Origin of the sequence: Stenotrophomonas sp. (assembly GCF_032056425.1) — a bacterium.
In the GTDB taxonomy this organism is placed as follows: Bacteria; Pseudomonadota; Gammaproteobacteria; order Xanthomonadales; family Xanthomonadaceae; genus Stenotrophomonas.
The window spans coordinates 209,504-230,780 of sequence record NZ_DAMBCN010000004.1 but is presented as its reverse complement, the minus strand read 5'-3'; the positions used below and the strand labels follow the sequence as shown (position 1 = coordinate 230,780).

General features: G+C 68.2%; 8 protein-coding genes. 3 read left to right on the top strand and 5 right to left on the bottom strand.

From position 1 onward, the window contains the following. Window positions 1-618: a CDP-alcohol phosphatidyltransferase family protein gene (locus RTY46_RS05245; RefSeq protein WP_312707017.1), complete on the bottom strand. Its 618-nt coding sequence runs from the start codon at window positions 616-618 to the stop codon at window positions 1-3. Window positions 619-664: 46 nt separating this feature from the next. Next, complete coding sequence (locus tag RTY46_RS05240) at window positions 665-1,288, bottom strand: hypothetical protein (protein ID WP_312707016.1); 624 nt, start codon at window positions 1,286-1,288, stop codon at window positions 665-667. A gap of 190 nt (window positions 1,289-1,478) precedes the next feature. Between RTY46_RS05240 and purH the strand changes: the two genes are divergently transcribed. From purH to purD, 3 genes are read left to right on the top strand one after another with little or no spacing between them, the layout of a single operon-like run. After that, a complete protein-coding gene (gene purH, locus RTY46_RS05235; RefSeq protein WP_312707015.1) occupies window positions 1,479-3,062 on the top strand; it encodes a bifunctional phosphoribosylaminoimidazolecarboxamide formyltransferase/IMP cyclohydrolase in 1,584 nt (527 codons plus the stop codon). A gap of 17 nt (window positions 3,063-3,079) precedes the next feature. After that, a complete protein-coding gene (locus RTY46_RS05230) occupies window positions 3,080-3,946 on the top strand; it encodes a hypothetical protein (protein WP_312707014.1) in 867 nt (288 codons plus the stop codon). A gap of 58 nt (window positions 3,947-4,004) precedes the next feature. Continuing rightward, window positions 4,005-5,288, top strand: coding sequence for a phosphoribosylamine--glycine ligase (gene purD / locus RTY46_RS05225; protein ID WP_312707013.1), 1,284 nt, complete (start codon window positions 4,005-4,007; stop codon window positions 5,286-5,288). Window positions 5,289-5,423: 135 nt separating this feature from the next. Here the strand turns inward: purD and rpoH are convergent, their stop codons facing one another. From rpoH to RTY46_RS05210, 3 genes are all read right to left on the bottom strand, one after another. Further along, window positions 5,424-6,299 (bottom strand): RNA polymerase sigma factor RpoH, encoded by an 876-nt coding sequence (rpoH, locus tag RTY46_RS05220; protein ID WP_108751041.1) that lies wholly within the window; start codon window positions 6,297-6,299, stop codon window positions 5,424-5,426. Between the two features lie 319 nt (window positions 6,300-6,618). Beyond that, a complete protein-coding gene (locus RTY46_RS05215; RefSeq protein ID WP_312707012.1) occupies window positions 6,619-10,233 on the bottom strand; it encodes a hypothetical protein in 3,615 nt (1,204 codons plus the stop codon). A 10-nt stretch (window positions 10,234-10,243) separates the two neighbouring features. Then, on the bottom strand, window positions 10,244-21,226 hold the full coding sequence (locus RTY46_RS05210) for an Ig-like domain-containing protein (RefSeq protein ID WP_312707010.1): 10,983 nt from the start codon (window positions 21,224-21,226) through the stop codon (window positions 10,244-10,246). Window positions 21,227-21,277: the final 51 nt, after the last annotated feature.

Here is a 21,277-nt window from a genome sequence, read left to right as displayed (position 1 = left end):
TTATCGCGGTGAAACCGCCGATTCCTGCAGCCCCCGGCGCACCCGGTTGAACAGCGTCACTGCGCACAGCAGCGCAGCCACACCGGCCACCCAGCCCACCGTGACCGCCCCCACCCAGCCGAAGGCCAGCAGCAGGCCCAGTACGCCGATCACGAAGGCGCGATCGCTCTTGCCCATGGGGCCATCGTAGCGCCGGCTGGCGCCGACCATCAGGCCCAGTACGCCGCCGTATTCGCTCAGCGCCGCCGCCCAGGCCAGCAGCCACAGCGCCACCGGGCTCACGCCCGGCACGCTGAGCAGGCTCAGGTACAGCGCGGCGTCGGCAATCACATCGCACAATTCGTTCAGATAGGCGCCCAGCCGCGACTGCTGGCCGAACTCGCGGGCCAGCATGCCGTCCACGGCGTTGAGGGCCATGCGCAGCAGCATCCACAGCGGCAGCAGCAGGTACAGCAGCGGCTGCGCGGGCGCACAGCACCCTACGGCGGCGGCCACCAGCAGCGAGACCACGGCGGCGGCTACGGTCACCGTGTTGGCGGTGATGCCGAGGCGGTAGAGCCCGCGCACGGCCGGACGCAAGAGGTCCTGGAAACGTCCCTTCAAAGCATAGATCGACACGATCTGAACCCGCTGATCCCTGGCAGTTCCGGCATAGCCTACCCCATCAAATACGGATACCGGCTGGTTCCGGCTGGCCCAGCCAGTCCTGCCATGGCAGCCCAGGATCGATATGACGGCGCAACCAGGCAACGTCATGGCTGCGCAGCAGGGCATTGCGCACCGCGTGCACGGCCCGCGCGCGTGCCCCTGCATCGGCGAATCCCGCCTGCAACGACAGCAGCCGGTATGTACCACCGCGCGAGCGCTGGAAGTGGATGATGCCGCCGGTGGGCAGCACGATCGCCCCCTCATCCAGGCCGTCGGCGTACAGATACAGCTCGAAAGGCTCCAGCCAGTGCTGTGTGTGCATCACCCGCAGCAGCTCGGCCAACCCAGGCGAGCGCCGATGCAGCGCGATGGCGTCGCCATACCAGCGCTTGTCGTCGTCCAGGTAGACCTTGAACTCCAGCCGCCGCCAGCGCCGGCGTTCGCGGCGCTGCACGTCCCAGGACAGGATCTCGGCCTGCTCGCCCCAGCGCTCCGCGGCTTCGGCCTGCAGCGTCGGCACATCGGTCTGGACGCACCAGGCCGCGGCTTGGCCACAGCGCGCATGGCGCACATAGCGGGCCAGGAACAGCAGCGCCCCTTCGGCATCGAGGGCGGTCTGCAGGCGGCTGGCAATGGTCATGGGACGGCATCCTGCACACGGGGAACAGGCGGCACCGTGCCGTGCCCAGTGGTGGCTGGCAAGACCGGGGGCCGTGCCCAATACGGTCAAACCGGCCTTGGACGCAGCGAATCTGCCCCAAGTAGCGCCCGCCACCGGCCCCCACGAACTACAATATCGGCCCCGCTCCGCTGCCGATTGCCCTGTCCCCATGACTGCTGATCTGTTGCCCGTCCGTCGGGCCCTCCTTTCCGTTTCCGACAAGACCGGCCTGGCCGAGCTGGCCACCGCGCTGGCTGCCCGCGGCGTCGAGCTGCTGTCCACGGGCGGTACCGCCAAGGCCATTCGCGACATGGGCCTGGCCGTAAAGGACGTGGCCGACGTCACCGGCTTCCCGGAAATGATGGACGGCCGGGTCAAGACCCTGCATCCGATGGTGCACGGCGGCCTGCTCGGCCGTTCGGGCCTGGATGACGCGGTGATGGCCGAGCACGGCATCGGCGCCATCGACCTGCTGGTGCTGAACCTGTATCCGTTCGAATCGGTCACCGCCAAGGCCGACTGCACCCTGGCCGATGCGGTGGAGAACATCGACATCGGTGGCCCGGCCATGCTGCGCTCGGCGGCCAAGAACTTCGCCCGCGTGGCGGTGGCCACCGACCCGTCGCAGTACGCCGAACTGCTGGCCTCGCTGGACGCCCACGACGGCCAGCTGTCGGCCGCCACCCGCTTCGCGTTCTCGGTGGCCGCGTTCAACCGCGTCGCCCAGTACGACACGGCCATCAGCAACTACCTGTCGGCGGTCACTGCCACCGACGCCGCCGTGCCGGTGCGTGCCGAATACCCCGCGCAGATGAATTCCACCTTCGTGAAGGTGATGGACCTGCGCTACGGCGAAAACCCGCACCAGAGCGGCGCGTTCTACCGCGACCTGTACCCGGTGCCGGGCACCCTGGCCACCTTCCAGCAGCTGCAGGGCAAGGAGCTGAGCTACAACAACCTGGCCGACGCCGATGCCGCATGGGAATGCGTGCGCCAGTTCGACGCGCCGGCCTGCGTGATCGTCAAGCACGCCAACCCGTGCGGCGTGGCCGTCGGTGCCGGCAACGGCGATGCCTACGAGCTGGCCTACGCCACCGACCCGACCAGCGCCTTCGGCGGCATCATCGCCTTCAACAAGCCGCTCGATGCGGCCACTGCGAAGGTCATCCTCGACCGCCAGTTCGTTGAAGTGCTGATCGCTCCGGACTACGAACCGGCCGCGCTGGAATACGCGCAGAAGAAGGCCAACGTGCGCGTGCTGCGCATTCCGCACGGTGATGGCCTGAACAACTTCGACAGCAAGCGCGTGGGCTCGGGCCTGCTGCTGCAGTCCTCGGACAACCGCGGCATGACCCGCGACGAACTGAAGGTGGTCAGCAAACTGGCACCGACCGACAAGCAGTTCACCGACCTGCTGTTCGCCTGGAAGGTGGCCAAGTTCGTGAAGTCCAACGCGATCGTCTACGCCAAGGACAACCGCACGATTGGCGTGGGCGCCGGCCAGATGAGCCGCGTCTATTCCGCGCGCATCGCCGGCATCAAGGCCGCCGACGCGGACCTGGTGGTGGAAGGCTCGGTGATGGCGTCCGACGCGTTCTTCCCGTTCCGCGACGGCATCGATGCCGCCGCCGCCGCCGGCATCAAGGCGGTGATCCAGCCGGGCGGTTCCATGCGTGATGCTGAAGTCATCGCCGCCGCCGACGAACATGGCCTGGCCATGGTGTTCACCGGCGTTCGCCATTTCCGTCACTGATACAAGGAGCGACACGGATGTCTGCAGTCTCTTTCAAAACCTTTGCTGTGCTGGCCGTCACCGGCACCGCCCTGCTGGCCGGCTGCACGCCGGCCGCCGACCCCGCACCGGCCACCGCCCCTGCGGCGCCGGACGCTGCGGCTGCGGCCACTGAACCGGCGGCCCAGCTCAGCCGCACCGCCCGCCTGCAGGCCTTCCTGGCCCAGCGTTACGGCAAGGGCGCCGCCCTGTCGGGTGACTGGCGCGGCAGCTGGACCCAGGACGGGCAGACCCGCCCGGTCAGCTGGCAGGTCTGCGCTGAACAGCCGGTGGTGACCGGCGACAGCTGGCAGCAGCTGCTGGCCGTCTGCGGCGCGCTGGTCGAAGCCGGCCACCCGGAACCGGGCACCATCGACTTCTACGTACTGCGCCCGAAGGCCGACGGCTTCGACGTCGCCGCCGAACTGACCGGTGGCACCTATGGCAGCAGCGGGCAGCCGGGCACCGTGCAGATCGTGCGCGCCGGCAGTGATTTCTACGGCTTCCGCGTGGAAGACGGCTGGTTCGGCCAGGGCTATTCGCTGATCTCGCAGTCGCTGATCCTGCCCGGCCCGAAGGGCCTGGTCGATACCGGCAGCATGCGCAGCCATATCGACAATGGCGCGGCCTACGACTGCGACGACGCCGAGTCGGCCGAGGACTGCCGCAGCCAGGTGTTCAACATCGACTTCACCCAGCGCTTCGACGACAGCGACCGCACCGCGCGCGTCTGGCCGCTGCAGGTGGAGGAAACCGGCAGCACCTGCGGCGGTGCCGCCGTGCGCCGGCAGCACCGCTTCACCCTGGACCCGAAGACCTGGACCTATTCCTTCCCGAAGGCGCTGCTGCGCGAGGGCTGCGAGTGAGGCACACGCGCCGCCGGGGACAACGTCCTTCCCTTCCCACGCAATCTGGAATCTCGTGATGAACGTACTTGTCATCGGCTCTGGCGGCCGCGAACACGCCCTGGCATGGAAGCTGGCCCAATCCCCCCAGGTCAGTGAAGTGCTCGTGGCACCCGGCAATGCCGGCACCGCCACCGAGGACAAGTGCCGCAACGTGGCGGTGAAGGTGACTGACATCGACGGTCTGCTGGCGCTGGCCCAGGCCGAAGGCGTGGCGCTGACCGTGGTGGGCCCGGAAGTGCCGCTGGTGGCCGGCGTGGTCGACCGCTTCCGCGCCGCCGGCCTACGCATCTTCGGGCCGACCGCCGCCGCCGCGCAGCTGGAAGGCAGCAAGGCCTACGCCAAGGACTTCCTGGCCCGCCACAACATTCCCACCGCGTTCTACGCCGTGCACACCGAGGTGGACGCGGCGCTGGCCTACATCCGCGACAAGGGTGCCCCGATCGTTGTCAAAGCCGACGGCCTGGCCGCCGGCAAGGGCGTGATCGTCGCGATGACCCTGGCCGAGGCCGAGGACGCGGTGCGCGACATGCTGTCAGGCAATGCCTTCGGCGACGCCGGTGCGCGCGTGGTGATCGAGGAATTCCTGGACGGCGAAGAAGCCAGCTTCATTTCCATGGTCGATGGCGTGCATGCGCTGCCGATGGCCACCTCGCAGGACCACAAGCGCGTGGGCGACGGCGATACCGGCCCGAACACCGGCGGCATGGGCGCCTATTCGCCGGCCCCGGTGGTCACCGCCGAGGTGCATGCGCGGGTGATGCGCGAGGTGGTGAACCCGACCGTGCAGGGCATGATCGCCGACGGCATTCCGTTCACCGGTTTCCTGTATGCCGGGCTGATGATCGATGCCAGCGGCGCGCCGAAGGTGATCGAATTCAACGTGCGCTTCGGCGATCCGGAAACCCAGCCGGTGATGCTGCGCCTGCAGTCCGACCTGGTCGACCTGGTGGAAGCGGCCATCGACGGTCGCCTGGACCAGGTGGAGGCGCAGTGGGACCCGCGCCCGTCGCTGGGCGTGGTGCTGGCCGCAAAGCCGTACCCGGAATCGCCGATCACCGGTGATGTGATTTCCGGCCTGGCCGATGTGCCAGCCAGCGCCAAGGTGTTCCATGCCGGTACCGCGCTGGACGCACAGGGCCAGGTGCTCAGCGCCGGTGGCCGCGTGCTGTGCGTGGCCGCACTGGGCGACAGCGTGCGCGAGGCACAGGCCAATGCCTATGCCGGCGTAGCCAAGGTGCACTGGGCCAACGCGTTCCACCGCACCGACATCGGCTGGCGCGCGATCGCACGCGAGGGGTGATGTGCGGGGTGCAGCCACGGGTGGCGTGGCTCTACCGGCATTGATCGCAGTAGATCCACGCCATGCGTGGATGAGCCCCGCCAACGAAAAGGCCCGGCATTGCCGGGCCTTTCCTGTTTGCAACGCTGCACCGCGTTACGCGTTGAACAGCGCCTTCATCTTCTTCAGCGCGTTCGCCTCGACCTGGCGGATGCGCTCGGCGGAAACGCCGTACTCATCGGCCAGTTCCTGCAGCGTCACCTTGCTGTCGGCGTCCAGCCAGCGGCGGCGGATGATGTCGCGCGAACGGGCATCCAGCTCGGCCAAGCCTTCGCGCAGCAGCTGCAGCTGGTTGTCTTCGCTGTCGGCACGTTCATAGGCCATCGACGGATCTTCGTCGTTGGCGACCAGGAACGCGGCCGGCGACGGCGGGGCGTGTTCGTTGTCCTCATCGCTGGGCGCATCGAAACCGATATCACGACCGGACAGGCGCGATTCCATTTCCATCACTTCGCGCTCGGACACGTTCAGGTCCTTGGCCACCGCGCTCACTTCGGCCGCGTTCATCCAGCCCAGGCGCGTCTTCGACTTGCGCAGGTTGAAGAACAGCTTGCGCTGCGCCTTGGTGGTGGCGACCTTCACGATGCGCCAGTTCTTCAGGATGAACTCGTGCATTTCGGCACGGATCCAATGCACGGCGAAGGACACCAGGCGCACACCCATGTCCGGGTCGAAGCGCTTGACCGCCTTCATCAGGCCGATGTTGCCTTCCTGGATCAGGTCGCCCAGCGCAAGGCCGTAGCCGTTGTAACCGCGGGCCACGTGCACCACGAAGCGCAGGTGCGAATGCACCAGCTCGCGCGCAGCGTCCAGATCGTCACCGTCGCGGAAACGACGGGCCAGGTCCTGTTCGTCATCGACCGACAGCACCGGAATCTGGTGCACGGCACCGATGTAGGCGTCCAGCGAACCGAGCGCACTGGGAATCGGGAGATTGTTTGCCACAAGGGCAGTAGAGGTGTTCTGGCTCATAGGGCTCATCTTAGCAGTCCGGGTTTTGGACTGCTAAAGCGGTAGGAAGTTCCAGTGTTCCGCAGGCGAAACAATGGGCCGTTCAACATCTCTACCCTATCGCGAATTGATGACAATGGCGAGCGCGTGCCAGAACCCATCAAATCAATACAAAACAATAACTTACGCGATTATCAGTGGATGAGTTGTGGTTTTGGGCCGCAAAATCCCACCACGGCACCCCATTCAGCCCGGCAATGTTGCCGGTCATTCAGGCCCAGGCGGCCCCAGTCCGGTAGTGCCGGGCCATGCCCGGCAACCCAAGCCGCGGCCAGAGCGCTCAGTAATAGCCGGACAGGTTCAGGAAGAAGCCCTTGCTCTCATACCGCAGCTCGGTCAGGTCGTCGCTGAACTCGGTGAAGTTATAGCCGGCACCGATCTTGAAGTTCTGCCCGACCTGGCGGTCCACGCCCAGCAGCCAGCCCTTCTTGTCGCCGCCCTCGCGCACATCCAGCCAGCGGTACTCGGCCAGGCCTTCCCACTGCGACCACAACCGGTAGCGCAGCTGCAGCGCAGAGAAGTTAACCCGGCTGTCCAGCCAGGGGCCTTCGCCGCGGCCGGTGCGGTAGTCACCCCAGCGCGCGGCCAGCTTGGCCGCCACTTCCCAGCGTTCGCCGATCTGCCGCACGCCTTCCAGCGAGATGATCTGCGACTTCTGGTCGTACACGTTGCCGCCTTCCTGGCCCAGCGACGCCACGTCGTACAGATAGGTGTACTTGCCGAACGCGGCCCAGCGCGTGTTGTCGTGCGGGCGCCAGGCGAAGCCCAGGTTGGATTCCACCAGCTTGGCATCGGCCAGTGCGTTGATCTTGTCCTGGGTATCGGCGTAGTTGGCGCGCAGGGCGATGCGCCAGTCCTCGTTGATCTTGTACAGCAGGCGGTTGGTGGTCACCCACTGCTCGCGCTGTTCGGCGCCCTGGTCGCGGCGGTACTCCAGCTTGCTGGTCCACTGCGTGTTCGCGTCGGTGCGGCCACCACTGACGCTGTACGCGCGGCGGTCGACGCGGCCGGTGGTGGCGTCCAGCTTGCCATCCATCACGCTGAAGCCCAGGTTCCAACCCTGCGCCGGATAGAAATCCATGCCGAAGGTGTTGACCAGGCCCGCCGTGTCCTCGCGCCGGTCCTTCAGGTACTGGCTCTCGTTGAACACGTTCACCTGGTTGCTCAGGCGCCAGCGCTGGCCCAGTGTCCAGCCCGACTGCAGGCCCGTGTCGTACAGCGGGTCGGTGGTGGTGCGGTCGGTGCTGTAGCTGTAGTTGCCGTAGAAGCTGTGCTCGGGCGTCATCCAGTACTCGGCTTCCAGCTTGGCACCGTCGCCGCGGCTGCCGCTGCTCACTTCGGCACCCACGCTGGAACGATCACCGAACAGGTAGCGCGTGCCGAGCGTCAGCAGGTTGTTGTCCTCGTAGGCGCCGCCGTCATCATCCACGGTCAACTGGCCGGTACCGTACAGCTCCCATCTGGCGCCGAAGCGCTGCCGGTAGCTCAACGCAGCCAGCGTGCCATCCACGTCCACGCCTGCATTCTCTTCGCGCACCCGGCGCAGCTCCGCACCCAGCTGGCCGTTGTTGCCCAGCCGCCAGTCCAACGTCAGCTGCGATTGTTCCAGCGCCACGTCGCCACGTTCGGCGCGGCTCTGTCGGCCATACAGGCTCAGGTTGTCGGTGAAGTAGCCGAGGAACTCGGCACCGTACTCCTCCAGCGCCACCCCGGTATCCATGCGCGATACCGAGAAGCCGGCATCCACGTCGCGCCACCAGGCGCCGAAGCTCCAGTCCTGCGTGGTCCATCCCAGCTCGCGCAGGTTGGCGCGTGCTTCCACCGCGCGCGCATCGCCCTTGCGCGCGGCATTCACCGGGTTGCGCTGGATGAAGCTCAGGCCGCCGTTGTCGGAGTAGAAGATCGGCGCGGCAGTGGCTTCGCTGCGGGTCTGTTCCAGCTTCAGGTAGGTACCGCGCCCGGCCTGCAGGGTCAGGTCGGCGCCCATCAGGCTGTAGTCGTCGCCGCTGCGGTTTTCGTCCACGTAGGTGCCGCCCACCGCGACGTGGTCGCCGAACCATTGCTTGCCCCGCAGGCCCGCACTGACATCGTTGGTGCTGAAGCCCACAGGCACGTACTCGTAATCGACCAGCAGCACCTGGTCGTAGCCGTCCAGCGGCGTGTCACGGGTGAGTGTGCGCACGTTCTCGCGGGTGATCTGTGAAAGCGCGCGGGTCAGCAGGATGCGGCCCTGGATCTCGTTCACTTCGTAATCCACGCCGCGCTGCAGAGTGCTGCGCACTTCGGTACGGCCGGTGGTGCGGTCGCGCACTTCCAGCACCACCTGTTCCGAGCCCGGCAGAAGATCGGTGTGGCGCAGGTAGTACAGGCTGCCGCCGGTGCCCAGGAATTCGCTGTGGCCCAGCGCCGACTGCGCCTCCGAGCCGAACGCCTTCAGGTACGAACGCGGATCGCCCAGCGGGGTCGTTGCCCGCGACCGCCAGCTCAGTGCCGCGCCATACAGCGAGCGCACGTACTGGCCATACTCGGTACCGGTGAACCCGGTGGCGAAGTTGCCCCAGAGCGCCTGGTTCTGGTCCCAGTCCACGCGCACGTACAGCTTGCCCTGGGTGTCCACATCGCGGTACGTGGTCGAATCATCGCCGTACACCGGGTAGTACTGGTCCGGGTCCAGGCGGCGGAACACATCGCGTGCATCGGCGTCCAGAAAGCCACTGAACAGACGCTTCAATTCGCGGTCGTAGGTGTCGGCCTGCGCGGTCACCAGATACTTTCCGCGCAGCTTGCTCTTCAGGTAGAACGCCAGGCGGCCTTCGCTGAGGAAGCTGTCATCGCGGTCCTGGTCGGCCACCAGCGGGTCCAGGTTGCCACTGGCGGTGTTCTTCGACAGGGTCACATCGGCCAGCGCCACCAGGAAGCGGTAGCTGCCGGTCACCTCCACATCCAGCGTGCGCTGCAGGGGCGGCGCGTCCTGCGCTTCCACTTCCACCTGGTAGCTGTGCTGGCCGATCGGCTCCAGGAATTCGGCGGCGAACTTCTGCTCCAGGTCGACCGGGAAGCTCTGCCCGTTGATCAGCACGCGCGCGTTGGGTGCCAGGCCACGGCCGTAGATGCGCACGCGCGAGCCGTAGATGGCGATGTTCTGCTGGCGCAGCGCGTTCTGTCCATAGATGTCATTGGTCAGCTGCTGGTCGCGCGCCTCCTCGCCGTTCAGCACCTTGCCCAGGGTCTTCTGCACGTTGTCGCGCACCTGCTGCGTGCCCCGCTCGTAGTCGGTGGGCAGCACCAGCTGGAAGCGCTGCGCGCTGGTTTCGTCGAACGCGCCATCGTGGCCGTAGGCGCGGGCGATGTACTGCAGTTCGTCGCCCTCGCGCAGGTTCAGCCCGGCCGGCAGCTGCCCATCCCATTCGGTGTTGCCCACGTAGTCCACCGGCATGGGAATGCGCGCCAGCGGCGTGACCAGATCGGTATCGGAACCGCGATACAGCGTGATCTCGATGCGTTCGATGAACGAGGCGTAGTTGTTGTAGCCATGGAAGCGCAGCGGCTTGGTCAGGCGCCCGTTCTCGAACGGCGCCATGGAACCGGTCTGCACGTTCAGCACCGGCGCCGACAGCGACGGATCTTCGGTGGCCCATACCACCGCGCCGTCAGGCAGCTCGGTCACGAACTGCCCACCCGGTGCGGCCGCCCGCGCGTCGGCGGGCGTCGGCACCGTCTGCGGGGTCGGATCGCCGTGTACCTGCAGCAGCAGGTCGTTGCCGCGGCGGCAGCCTTCTGCACCGCACAGGGTCTGCGGCACTTCCGGTGCCGTCGCGGGCGCTGCGGTCTGCGCCCAGGCCGAAGGCAGCAGCAGCGCGGTGGCCAGGGTGATGAGTGCGGTCGTCTTGATCATGGCCCTCTCCTCAGCGGTCCGCGCGGTCAACGGTGGCCGGCGCAGGCAGTACCTGCACCTGCACCCGGTCAACCCACCCGTCCGGCAACCGCGCCAGCACGGCCCGCTGCAGCACCTGCCCGCGTTGTTCCGCCAACGCCTCCTGCCCTGCCTCGGCACGCACCTGCAGCACCCCGCCCTGGCGTGCCTGCAACGCGTTGACCGCCTGCACCAGCACCGCCTCGTTGCCGGCCGCCAGTTCGGCGCGGCCGGGCACGAACAGTGCGGGGCCGAACTCCAGTCGCATGGCCGGAGGACCGCTGTCGAACCGTGCATCGGGCAGCTGCACGCCGAAGTCGAAGCGCACCGGCAGCCCCGGGGTGATCCGCCGCAGCAGCGGGTTGCGCGTGGTGAAGCGCGCTTCGGCCGGCAGCGTGGTCGGGTCCACCTTCAGGATGAAGTTGCGCCCGCGGGCCTGGCCGCCATTGATGCCGACCAGGTGGTAGCGGCCGAAGGCATCGGTTTCCATCACCAGGCCTTCCACCGATGCCACGCGCACGCCGGGAATGCCGCGCTCGCCGTCATCCTGGATGCCGTTGCCGTTGCTGTCTTCGAACACACTGCCCAGGATCAGGCTCTCGTCCAGCAACGGATCGCCCACCACCTCCACATCGGCCGACGCCACGTTGCCGATGCTGGCATTGGCCGCATCCACCGCGGTCACCCGGTTGGTGTGGATGCCCTGGCCCACGCCCGCCCCCACGCGCAGGTAGTACACCAGCGTGGCGCGGCCACCGGCGGCGATATCCACCCGTTCCACCCGCAGCGGTGAACGCGCGCTCACGAACGCGGCGTTGTCCAGATCGCGGGCCTCGAAGCCTTCCTGCACGAAGGTGAAGCCGGCCGGCAGCGTATCAATCACGTTCACGCCCAGTGCGTCTACCTCACCCAGGTTCTCTACGGTCACCACGTAGCGCACCAGTTCGCCCACCTTCACCGTGCGCTGCGCCGCCTGCTTGGTCAGGCGCAGCACGGCACCACTGGCGGTCACGGTGATGTTGACCCGGCCATCGGCGCAGACCGGGGTGGGAATGGAGACGTCGCAGATGTTGTAGGTGAAGGCGTCCTGGCCGCTGTAGCCGACGAAGGCGGTGTAGATGCAGATGCCATCGGTGCAGCCCAGGCGGCCGTAGCGTGGCTCGGCCAGCACGCGCAGCGAGCGCGGGTTGATCGGCGCGCCGCTGGTGCTGATGTTGTCCAGCAGCGAGATCGTGACCGGTTCGCCATCGGGCGTGGTCACCGTCTCATCCACCACTTCAACGGCGTTGGCCTGTACCTGCACCGTCACACTGGCGGTGCCGCACTGCACCGGCGCCGCCTGCGTGCAGACGGTGTAGGCGAAGGTGTCGCTGCCGCTGAACGTCGCCGCCGGCGTGTAGCGCACGGTGTCATCGGCCAGTACCTCGGCGGTGCCCGAGGTGGGTGCGGTGCTGATGGTCACGGCCACCGACGATGGCACCACCGGGCTGCCGGAGACCAGATCGTTGGCCAGCACCGGCACGACCACCGGGCTGTCCTGCGGCGTGCTGGCGGTGTCGTCGGCCGGTTGCACGGTGCTGCCAGCCGGCGGGCTGGCCAGGGTCACCGTCACCGTGCCGATATCGCAGACAGCAGGCTGGCTGACCAGGCAGATCTGGTAGGTGGTGGTGTAGGTGGCACCGGCCACACCGGCCGCCACGTCCACGCTGCCATTGGCCTGGATGGTGATGGCCGTGGTGTTGGTGGGGGTCAGCAGCACGGTGGTCGGGTCCAGCGCGGCGCCGTTGAACGTGTCGTTCACCAGCACGTTCAACACCGCCGTCGCGCCGGTGGCCGGCACATCGGCAATCGCATCATCGACCGCGACCAAGGTGCCGCCCGCGGCGCTGACCGTGATGGTCAGCGTGGCGGTATCGCACACGCCGGCATACGGCGCGGGCAGGCACAGCTGGTAGATGAAGGAATCGCTACCGGTGTAGCCCGCGTTGGGCGTGTAGGTGTAGCTGCCATTGGCATTGAGCACCACGGTGCCCTGTGCCGGTGCGGTCACCAGCGAGAACACCGAACCGCCGCCGGCATTGTCATTGCCCGCCACGCTGCCACTCAGCGCCTGCCCGGCCGGTGTGGTGGCCACATCGTTCACCGCATCCGGACGCACCAGCACCAGCGCCGTGGCCTGCGCGCAGTTGCCCGTATTGCTGGCTTCGCAGATCTGGTAGGTCAGGTTGAGCGCACCGGCCGCCGCACTGCCGGCAATGCTGATGATGCCGTTGGCATCGATGCTGATGCCTGCAGGCGGTGCGATCAGGGACACGGTGACCTGCGCCGGCTGCACCGGCACACCATTGATCAGGTCATTGCCCAGCACCGACGGCGTGGAACCGCCGGCACCCGGCAAGGTGGGCGTACCGCTGAAGTTGTCGCTCACCGCCTGCAGGGTCGTGGCGCTCACGGTCACGCTCACCGACGCGGTATCGCAGACATTGAGGTTCGGTGCCGGCAGGCAGACCTGGTAGGTGAAGGTGTCGGTGCCGGTGAAGCCCGGGTTCGGGGTATAGCTGATGGTGTTGTCACCGTTCACCACGGCGGTCCCGTTCAAGGGCGCGACGATCACCGTGAACACCGGGTTCACCGGCAGCGTGTCGTTGGCAGCAACGTTCAGCACGGTGGTGCCGGTACCGGCCGACAGCGTGTCGTCGGCCGCGTTCGGACGCACCGCTACCAGTGCGGTAGCCTGCGCGCAGTTGGTCGGCACCGCGTTCTCGCAGACCTGGTAACGCAACGTGGTGGCGACAGGTGCCAGACCCGCCGCCACGGTGATGACGCCGCTCGGGCTCATGCTGTAGCCGGTGGGCGGCGTGATCAGCGTGGCGGTTACTGGCGTGGTACCCGGAACGATGGCGACGCCGTTGAAGCTGTCATTCAGCAGCACGCTGGTGGTGGCGCCGCCGGTGGCCGGCACGATGGGCGTGGTACTGAAGTCATCGTTCAGCGCGCTCACGCTGGTCGTGCCCACGTTCACGGTGACGGTGGCGGTGGAGCACACCCCTGCTGCCGGTGCGGGCAGGCAGACCTGGTAGGTGAAGGTGTCGCTGCCTGTGAAGCCTGCCGTAGGCGTGTAGCTGATCGTGTTGTCGGCGTTGACGACGGCAGCCCCATTGCCCGGCGCCACCAGCACAGTCAGCGTCGGGTTGGAAGGCAGCGTGTCGTTGGCGGTGACATTGAGCACCGTGGTGGTGCCAGCGGTCGCCGTGAGCGTGTCGTTGGCCGCAGCGGGGCTGACCGCGACCACCGCGGTGGCCTGCGCGCAGTTGGTCGGCACTGCGTTCTCGCAGACCTGGTAGGTCAGTGTTGTCGCCGCTGGCGGCGTGTCCGGTGCCACGGTGATCTGCCCGTTGGGAGCCATGGTGTAGCCCGTCGGCGGGGTGACCAGCGTGGCGGTGACAGGCGTGGTTCCGGGGGTGATCGGCAGCCCGTTGAAGGTGTCGTTGAGCAGCACGCTGGCGGTGGTGCCACCGGCGACGGGCGCGATCGGCGCAGCGGTGAAGTCATCGGCCGTGGCCACCAGGGTGGTGGCGGCGACGGTGAGGCTGACCGTGGCCGAATCGCAGACACCGGCGGCCGGTGCCGGCAGGCACAGCCGGTAGGTGAAGCTGTCGGGCCCGGTGAAGCCTTCCGAGGGCGAGTAGCGGATGGTGCCGTCTGCCAGCACGGTGGCAACACCGTTGGCAGGCGCCGCCGTCACCGTCACCACCGGGTTCAACGGCGCGGTATCGTTGGCCAGCACGTTCAGGATGGTGCTGGTACCGGCGGCGGCCAGCAGGGTGTCGGCCACCGCGTCCGGGCTGACCGCCACCACGGCCGTGGACTGCGCGCAGTTGGTGGGCACAGCCGTTTCGCAGACCTGGTAGTTCAGCGTCACCGCCGCCGGCGTGGTGCCCGCCGCGACAGTAATGACGCCGGAGGCACTCATGACGTAGCCAGTGACCGGGGTCACCAACGAGGCGCTGACCGGGGTGGTGCCCGGTACGATCGCCCCACCATTGAACGTGTCGTTCAACAGCACGCTGGCGGTACTGCCACCGGCGGCGGGCGCAATCGGGGTGCCCGTGAAGTCGTCGGCGAGCGCGGTGATGCCGTTGGCACTCACGGTCAGGCTGACCGTGGCGGTGTCGCAGACCGCACTGCCGGGCGCCGGCAGGCACAGCTGGTAGGTGAAGCTGTCTGCGCCGGTAAAGCCGGGCGTCGGGGTGTAGTTGATGCTGCCATCGGCATTGACCGTGGCGGTGCCATTGGCCGGTGCGGCCGACACGGTCACCACCGGGTTCAGCGGCGCGGTGTCGTTTGCCAGCACGTTGAGCAACGTGGTGGTCCCCGCCGTTGCGTTCAGGGTGTCCGCCATGGCCTCCGGGCTGACCGCCACGATGGCCGAGGCGCCGGCGCAGTTGGTCGGTACGGCGTCTTCGCAGACCTGGTAGTTCAACGTCACTGCGGCAGGCGTGGTGCCGGGTGCCACCGTGATCACCCCCGCCGGGTTCATGCTGTAGCCGTTCACCGGCGTCACCAGCGAGGCGGTAACCGGCGTCGTACCGGGCACGATGGCTGCGCCGTTGAACGTGTCGTTCAACAGCACGCTGGTCGTGCTGCCACCTGCCACGGGCGCGATCGGCGCCGTGGTGAAGTCATCGTTGAGCGCGGTGAGCGTGGTCGCACTGACGGTCACCGTCACCGTCGCCGAATCGCAGACCGTGGCGCCGGGGGCCGGCAGGCACACCTGGTAGGTGAAGCTGTCGGTTCCGGTGAAGCCCGCGGTCGGCGTGTAGCTGATGCTGCCGTCGGCGTTCACCGTGGTGCTGCCGTTGCTCGGCGCCACCGACACCGTCACCGTCGGGTTGGCCGGGGCGCGATCGTTGGCCAGCACGTTCAGCACGGTGGTGCTGCCAGCGGCGGCGGGCAGCGCATCGGCCACCGCCTGCGGGCTGACCGCCACCACGGCGGTGGCGGCCGCACAGTTGGTCGGCGCCGCGTTCTCGCAGACCTGGTAGTTCAGCGTGGTCGCCGCCGGCGTGGTGCCCGCCGCAACGCTGATCACCCCGCTGGCCGACATGCTGTAGCCGCTGGGCGGCGCCAGCAGCGAAGCCGTCACGGCGGTCGTGCCCGGCACGATGGGCGCGCCATTGAACGTATCGTTGAGCAGCACGCTGGCCGTGCTGCCACCGGTGACCGGCGTGATCGGCGCTGCGGTGAAGTCATCGTGGGTGGCGACCAGCGACGTGTTGCTGACCGTAAGCGAAACGGTTGCGGTGGCGCAGACAGTTGCCGCCGGCGCGGGCAGGCACAACTGGTAGGTGAAGCTGTCGGCACCGGTGTAGCCTGCCGTCGGCGTGTAGCTGATGCTGCCGTCGGCATTCACCGTAGTGGTGCCGTTGGTCGGCGCCACCGACACGGTCACCACCGGGTCCTGCGGTGCGGTGTCATTGGCCAGCACGTTCAGCACGGTGGTGGCACCGGCCGTGGCAGGCAGGGTATCAGCCACGGCCACCGGGCTGACCGCGACCACGGCCGAGGCCGAGGCGCAGTTGCTCGGCACCGCGTTTTCGCAGACCTGGTAGTTCAGCGTCGTCGCCGCCGGCGGCGCTCCTGCGGCCACGCTGATCACGCCAGTGGCCGACATGCTGTAGCCCGCCACCGTTGTCAGCAGCGACGCGGTCACCGCCGTGGTCCCCGGCACGATGGCCACGCCATTGAACGTGTCGTTCAACAACACACTGGCGGTGCTGCCGCCCGCTCCGGGCGCGATCGGGCTGCTGCTGAAATCATCGTTGGCCGCCGCCAGCGTCGTGGCTGCCACGGTGACGGTCACCGCTGCGGTATCACAGACCGCTGCAGCCGGCGCCGGCAGGCAGACCTGGTAGCTGAAGGTATCGGTGCCGGTGAAGCCGACGGTGGGCGTGTAGCTGATGGTGCCGTCGCCATTGACGACGGTCGTGCCGTTGCCCGCCGCCACCGATACGGTCACCAGCGGGTTCAGCGGCGCAGCATCGTTGGCCAGCACGTTCAGTACGGTGGTGGCGCCGGCGGCCGCCGGCAGTGCATCGGCCACCGCGTCCGGGCGGACCGCCACCAGTGCGGTAGCCGCGGCACAGTTGCCCGGCACCACGTTTTCGCAGACCTGGTAGTTCAGGGTGGCCGCGGCCGGCGTGGTTCCGGCGGCCACGGTGATCACACCGCTGGCCGACATCGTGTAACCGGCCGGCGCGGCAATCAGGCTCGCCGTGACCGGGGTGGTGCCCGGCACGATGGGCGCGCCACTGAAGGTGTCGTTCAACAACACGCTGCTGGTGCTGCCTCCGGTGGCCGGTGCAATCGGGCTGGCGCTGAAGTCATCGTTGCTGGCCACCAGCGAGGTAGCGCTGACGTTGACGGTCACCGTGGCGGTATCGCACACGGTGCCGCCCGGCGCGGGCAGGCACAGCTGGTAGGTGAAGGTGTCGGTCCCGGTGAAGCCGCCGGTGGGCGTGTAGCTGATGGTGCCATCGCCATTGGCCACCGCCGTGCCCTGGCTCGGACCGCCACTGACGGTAACCACCGGGTTCAGCGGCGCGGCGTCATTGGCCAGCACGTTCAACACCGTGGTGGTGCCTGCGGTGGCCGGCAGGCTGTCGGCGACGGCATCGGGGCTGACCGCTACCAGCGCGGTTGCGGCGGCGCAGTTGGTCGGCACCGCGTTCTCGCAGACCTGGTAGCTGAGCGTGGTCGCGGCCGGGCGCGTGCCCGCGGCCACGCTCACCACGCCATCGGCCGACAGGCTGTAGCCGGCCACCGGCGTCACCAGCGAGGCGGTAACCGGCGTGGTGCCCGGCACGATCGCACTGCCACTGAAGGTGTCGTTGATCAGCACGCTGGCGGTGCTGCCACCGGCAGCAGGATCGATGGGCGTGGCCAGGAAGCTGTCATTCACCGCGACCAGCGAGGTCGTGCTGACCGTCACCGCCACCGTGGCGGTATCACACACGCTGCCGTGGGGTGCCGGCAGGCACAGCTGGTAGGTGAAGCTGTCCGGCCCGGTGAAACCGCCCGTGGGGGTGTAGCTGATGCTGCCGTCGGCGTTGACCACGGCGCTGCCATTCACCGGCGCCACGCTGACAGTCACCACCGGCGTGGCCGGTGCCACGTCGTTGGCCAGTACATTCAATACCGTGGTCGCACCGGCCGCGGCCGGCAGCGCATCGTTCACCGTATCCGGGCTCATCACCACCACCGCGGTGGCGGTGGCGCAATTGGTCGGCGCGGCGGTTTCGCAGACCTGGTAGCCCAGCGCCACCGAGCCCGGCAAGGTACCGGCCGCGACGCTGATGACGCCATTGGCGGCCATGCTGTAACCGGACACCAGGGTGGTCACGCTGGCGGTAACCGGAGTGGTGCCCGGCATGATGGCCGCACCATTGAAGGTGTCGTTGAGCAGCACGCTGGCGGTGCTGCCACCGCCCGGCGGGACCGGGCTGGCGCTGAAATCATCATTCACCGCCACCAGTGCAGCGGCCGCCAGGGTCAGCGTCACCTGGGCGGTATCGCAGACGGCACCGTCCGGCGCCGGCAGACACACCTGGTAGGTCAGGGTATCGGTACCGCTGGCGCCCGCGTTGGCGGTGTACTGCAGGCTGCCGCTGGTCGCCAGCACCGCGGTGCCCAGCGTGGGCGGCGAGATGACGGTATAGCTGGCACCGGCAGGCACGTTGTCGTTGGCCGCCAGATCGAAGGTGCCCGGCTGGGTGCCGGTCACGCTGCCACTGTCATCGACGGCATCGGGCGCAACCAGGACCTGCACGGCGGCGGTATCGCAGGTGCTGCCGCCCTGCTCGCACAGCGAATAGGTGAGCGTGGTGGCACCGGCCGGCGCGTAGCTGGCCACGGTGATGATGCCGTTGCCATCGATGCTGAAACCGGTAGGCGGGGCCACCAGATTGGCCGTGACCTGCAGCGGATTGACCGGGCCGCCGTTGAAGGTGTCGTTGCCGAACACCGTGGGCGTGGTGCCGCCGGCCCCCGGTGCGAACACCGGGCTGCGGAAGTTGTCGTCCACCGCATCAAGGGTGTTGGCCACCACCGTGATCGTGACCGTGCCGGCGGCACAGACGGCGGCATCCGGTGCGGGCAGGCAGACCTGGTACTGCACGGTCTGCGTGCTGGCGGCGCCGGGCACATAGCTGAAGCTGCCATTGCCCTGCAGGGTGAACGTACCCGCAGCCGGCGGGGTCAGTACGCTGTAGGTCGCGCCCGCCGGCGCGTTGTCGTTCAGACCGACATCGCCCACCAGGGTCTGCCCGGCCGAGGTGCTGAAACCATCGTCCACCGCAGCAGGCGCCACCACCAGCGCAACCTGGGCGGTATCGCAGTTGCTCGTACCCGCCTCGCACAGCTCGTAGGTGAGCGTCTGCGCACCGGCAGCAGCGCCGGCCGGCACGTTGATCACCCCGGCACTGGTGACGGTGTAACCCGGAGGGGGCGTGTTGACCAGGCTCACGCTCACCTGCGCGGCCGTCACTGCAGCGCCATTGAACAGATCGTTGCCCAGCACGCTGGGGGTACTGCCGCCGGTCACCGGCGAAATGGCCGGCGTGCCGAAGGCATCGTCCACCGCATCGACCGTGTTGGCGGTAATGACGAAGGTGACCGTTGCAGTCGAACACACCGCACTGTTGGGCGCGGGCAGGCAGACCTGGTAGCTGGCGCTGTCGGTGCCACTGCTGCCGGCGGCCGAGGTGTAGGTGAAGCCGCCATCGGCGGCCAGCACCAGCGTTCCCTGGGTGGGGGCGACCAGCACGCTGAATTCCGCACCGGTACCGGCACTGTCATTGCTGGCCACCGAGCCGGTCACCGCCTGCCCTGACTGCACGGGCACGTTGTCGGCTACGGCGGTGGGCGCGACCAGCACCTGCACGCTGGCGGTATCGCAGTTGGTCGGGGCTGCCACTTCGCACAGCTGGTAGGCCAGGGTCGCCGCGCCCGGCGTGGTGCCTGCGGCCACGGTGATCACGCCGCTGGAAGCATCCAGGCTGAAGCCCGTTACCGGTGCCTGCAGCGTTGCAGTGACGGTGCCTGCGGTAACCGCAAGGCCATTGAGGGTGTCATTGCCCAGCACGCTGGGCGTCGTGCCACCCGCAAGTCCGGGCACCGGGGTGGCAAACAGATCGTCGTTGGCCACCAGCGCATTGGCGCCGAGGGTGACGGTGACCGTCGCGGTATCGCACACGGCAACGTTCGGCGCCGGCAGGCAGACCTGGTAGCCGAACGTGTCGCTGCCGGTGACGCCGGCATTGGGCGTGTAGGTGTAGCTGCCGTCGCTGTTCACGGTCACCGCGCCCTTGCTAGCGGCGGTGCCGAGGCTGAAGGTGGAGCCGGCAGGGGTGTTGTCGTTGCTGCCGACGTTGGCCGACACCGGCTGTCCCGCGCCCGGTGTCGCGATGCTGTCGTCCACCGCGTCGGGGGCGATGACCAGCTGCACGCTGGCCGTATCGCACAGCGTTGGCGCGGCGGTCAGGCAGATGCGGTAGCCCAGGGTGACCGGACCGGCCACGGCGTTGGCCGGCACCGTGACCACGCCTGCCGCGTTGATCAGGTACCCCGCCGGTGCGGTGATCAGCGTGGTGGTCAGATTGGCCGGCACCACCGCCGCGCCATTGAAGGTGTCGTTGCCCAGCACGCTGGCCGTGGTGCCGCCGCTGGACGCAGCGATCGGCGCGGCGCTGAAATCATCGTTCACCGCATCGATGGTGTTGGCGGTCAGGTTCACCGTGACCGTTGCGGCGTCACACACCGCCGCGTTCGGTGCCGGCAGGCACACCTGGTAGCCGAAGGTATCGGTGCCGGTGGCGCCCGCGTTGGCGGTGTAGGTGAACGCGCCGCTGGCCTGCAGCACCACGCTGCCCTGGCTGGGCGCCGCGCCGGTCTGCACGAAGGTGGAACCGGTAAAGACATTGTCGTTGCTGGCAACGTTGCCGTTCACCGCCTGCCCGGCCTGCACGGCCACGCTGTCATCCAGCGCATCGGGGCTGACCAGCAAGGTGACCGTGGCGCTGGCGCAGTTGCTGGGCGAAGCCACTTCGCAGATCTGGTAGGTCAGGCTGACCGGCCCGGCCGCTGCGGTAGCCGGCACGCTGATGGTGCCGTTGGCCGCGATGGCATAGCCGGACGGGGCGTTGGTCAGCGTGGCAACGACCGCGGCATCGGCAAACGCCGCACCACCCAGGGTGTCGTTGCCGAACACGCGCGGTGTACTGCCACCGCCGCCCGGCGGGAACGGCGTGGCGCTGTAGTCATCGTTGTTGGCGACGATGGCCGCCGCCTGCACGGCGATGGTGGACGTGGTGGCGGTGTTGTCACCCGGGGTCGGATCGGTGGTGCCCGACGGCGGCGTGATGGTGGCCACGTTGGCGGAAATGGTGGCCGGGGTGACCGTCGGTGCGGTGCCATTGACCAGCACCACCAGCACATCGCCCACGCCCACGTTGACGCCGACATTCAGACTGCCGGTGCCCGACGCCGCCGAACAGGACGTGGCGGCGGAAACGGCCGCGCAGGTCCAGGTGACCCCGCTCAGCTGCGCGGGCACCGAATCGGTAAGGGTGGCGCCCACCGCCTGCGACGGGCCGGTGTTGCGCACTTCAATGCGGTACTGCACCGCCCCACCGGCCGCGACCGGCACCGGCGTGGTGATGGTCTTGACGATGCTCAGCTGCGCGCTGGCGGCCAGTGTGTTGCTGTCGCTGCTGCTGTTGTTGCCCGGGGTGGGATCGGACACATCGGCCGGCGCGGTCACCGTGGCGGTGTTCACCAGCGGGTTGCGGTACGCCTGTGCCTGCGCGCCGCTCATCGCCAGGGTAGCCAGCAACGCCGCGCCCCACTGCAGCGCGCGCACGCGCAGGCAATCGTGGCCGGGCAGGCGGATCAAGCGACGGGCGCGGGCGGTGGGCATGCTATCATCCTCGAAAGCACCGCGCAGGCTCTGGCGTTCCCCACCTGCGCG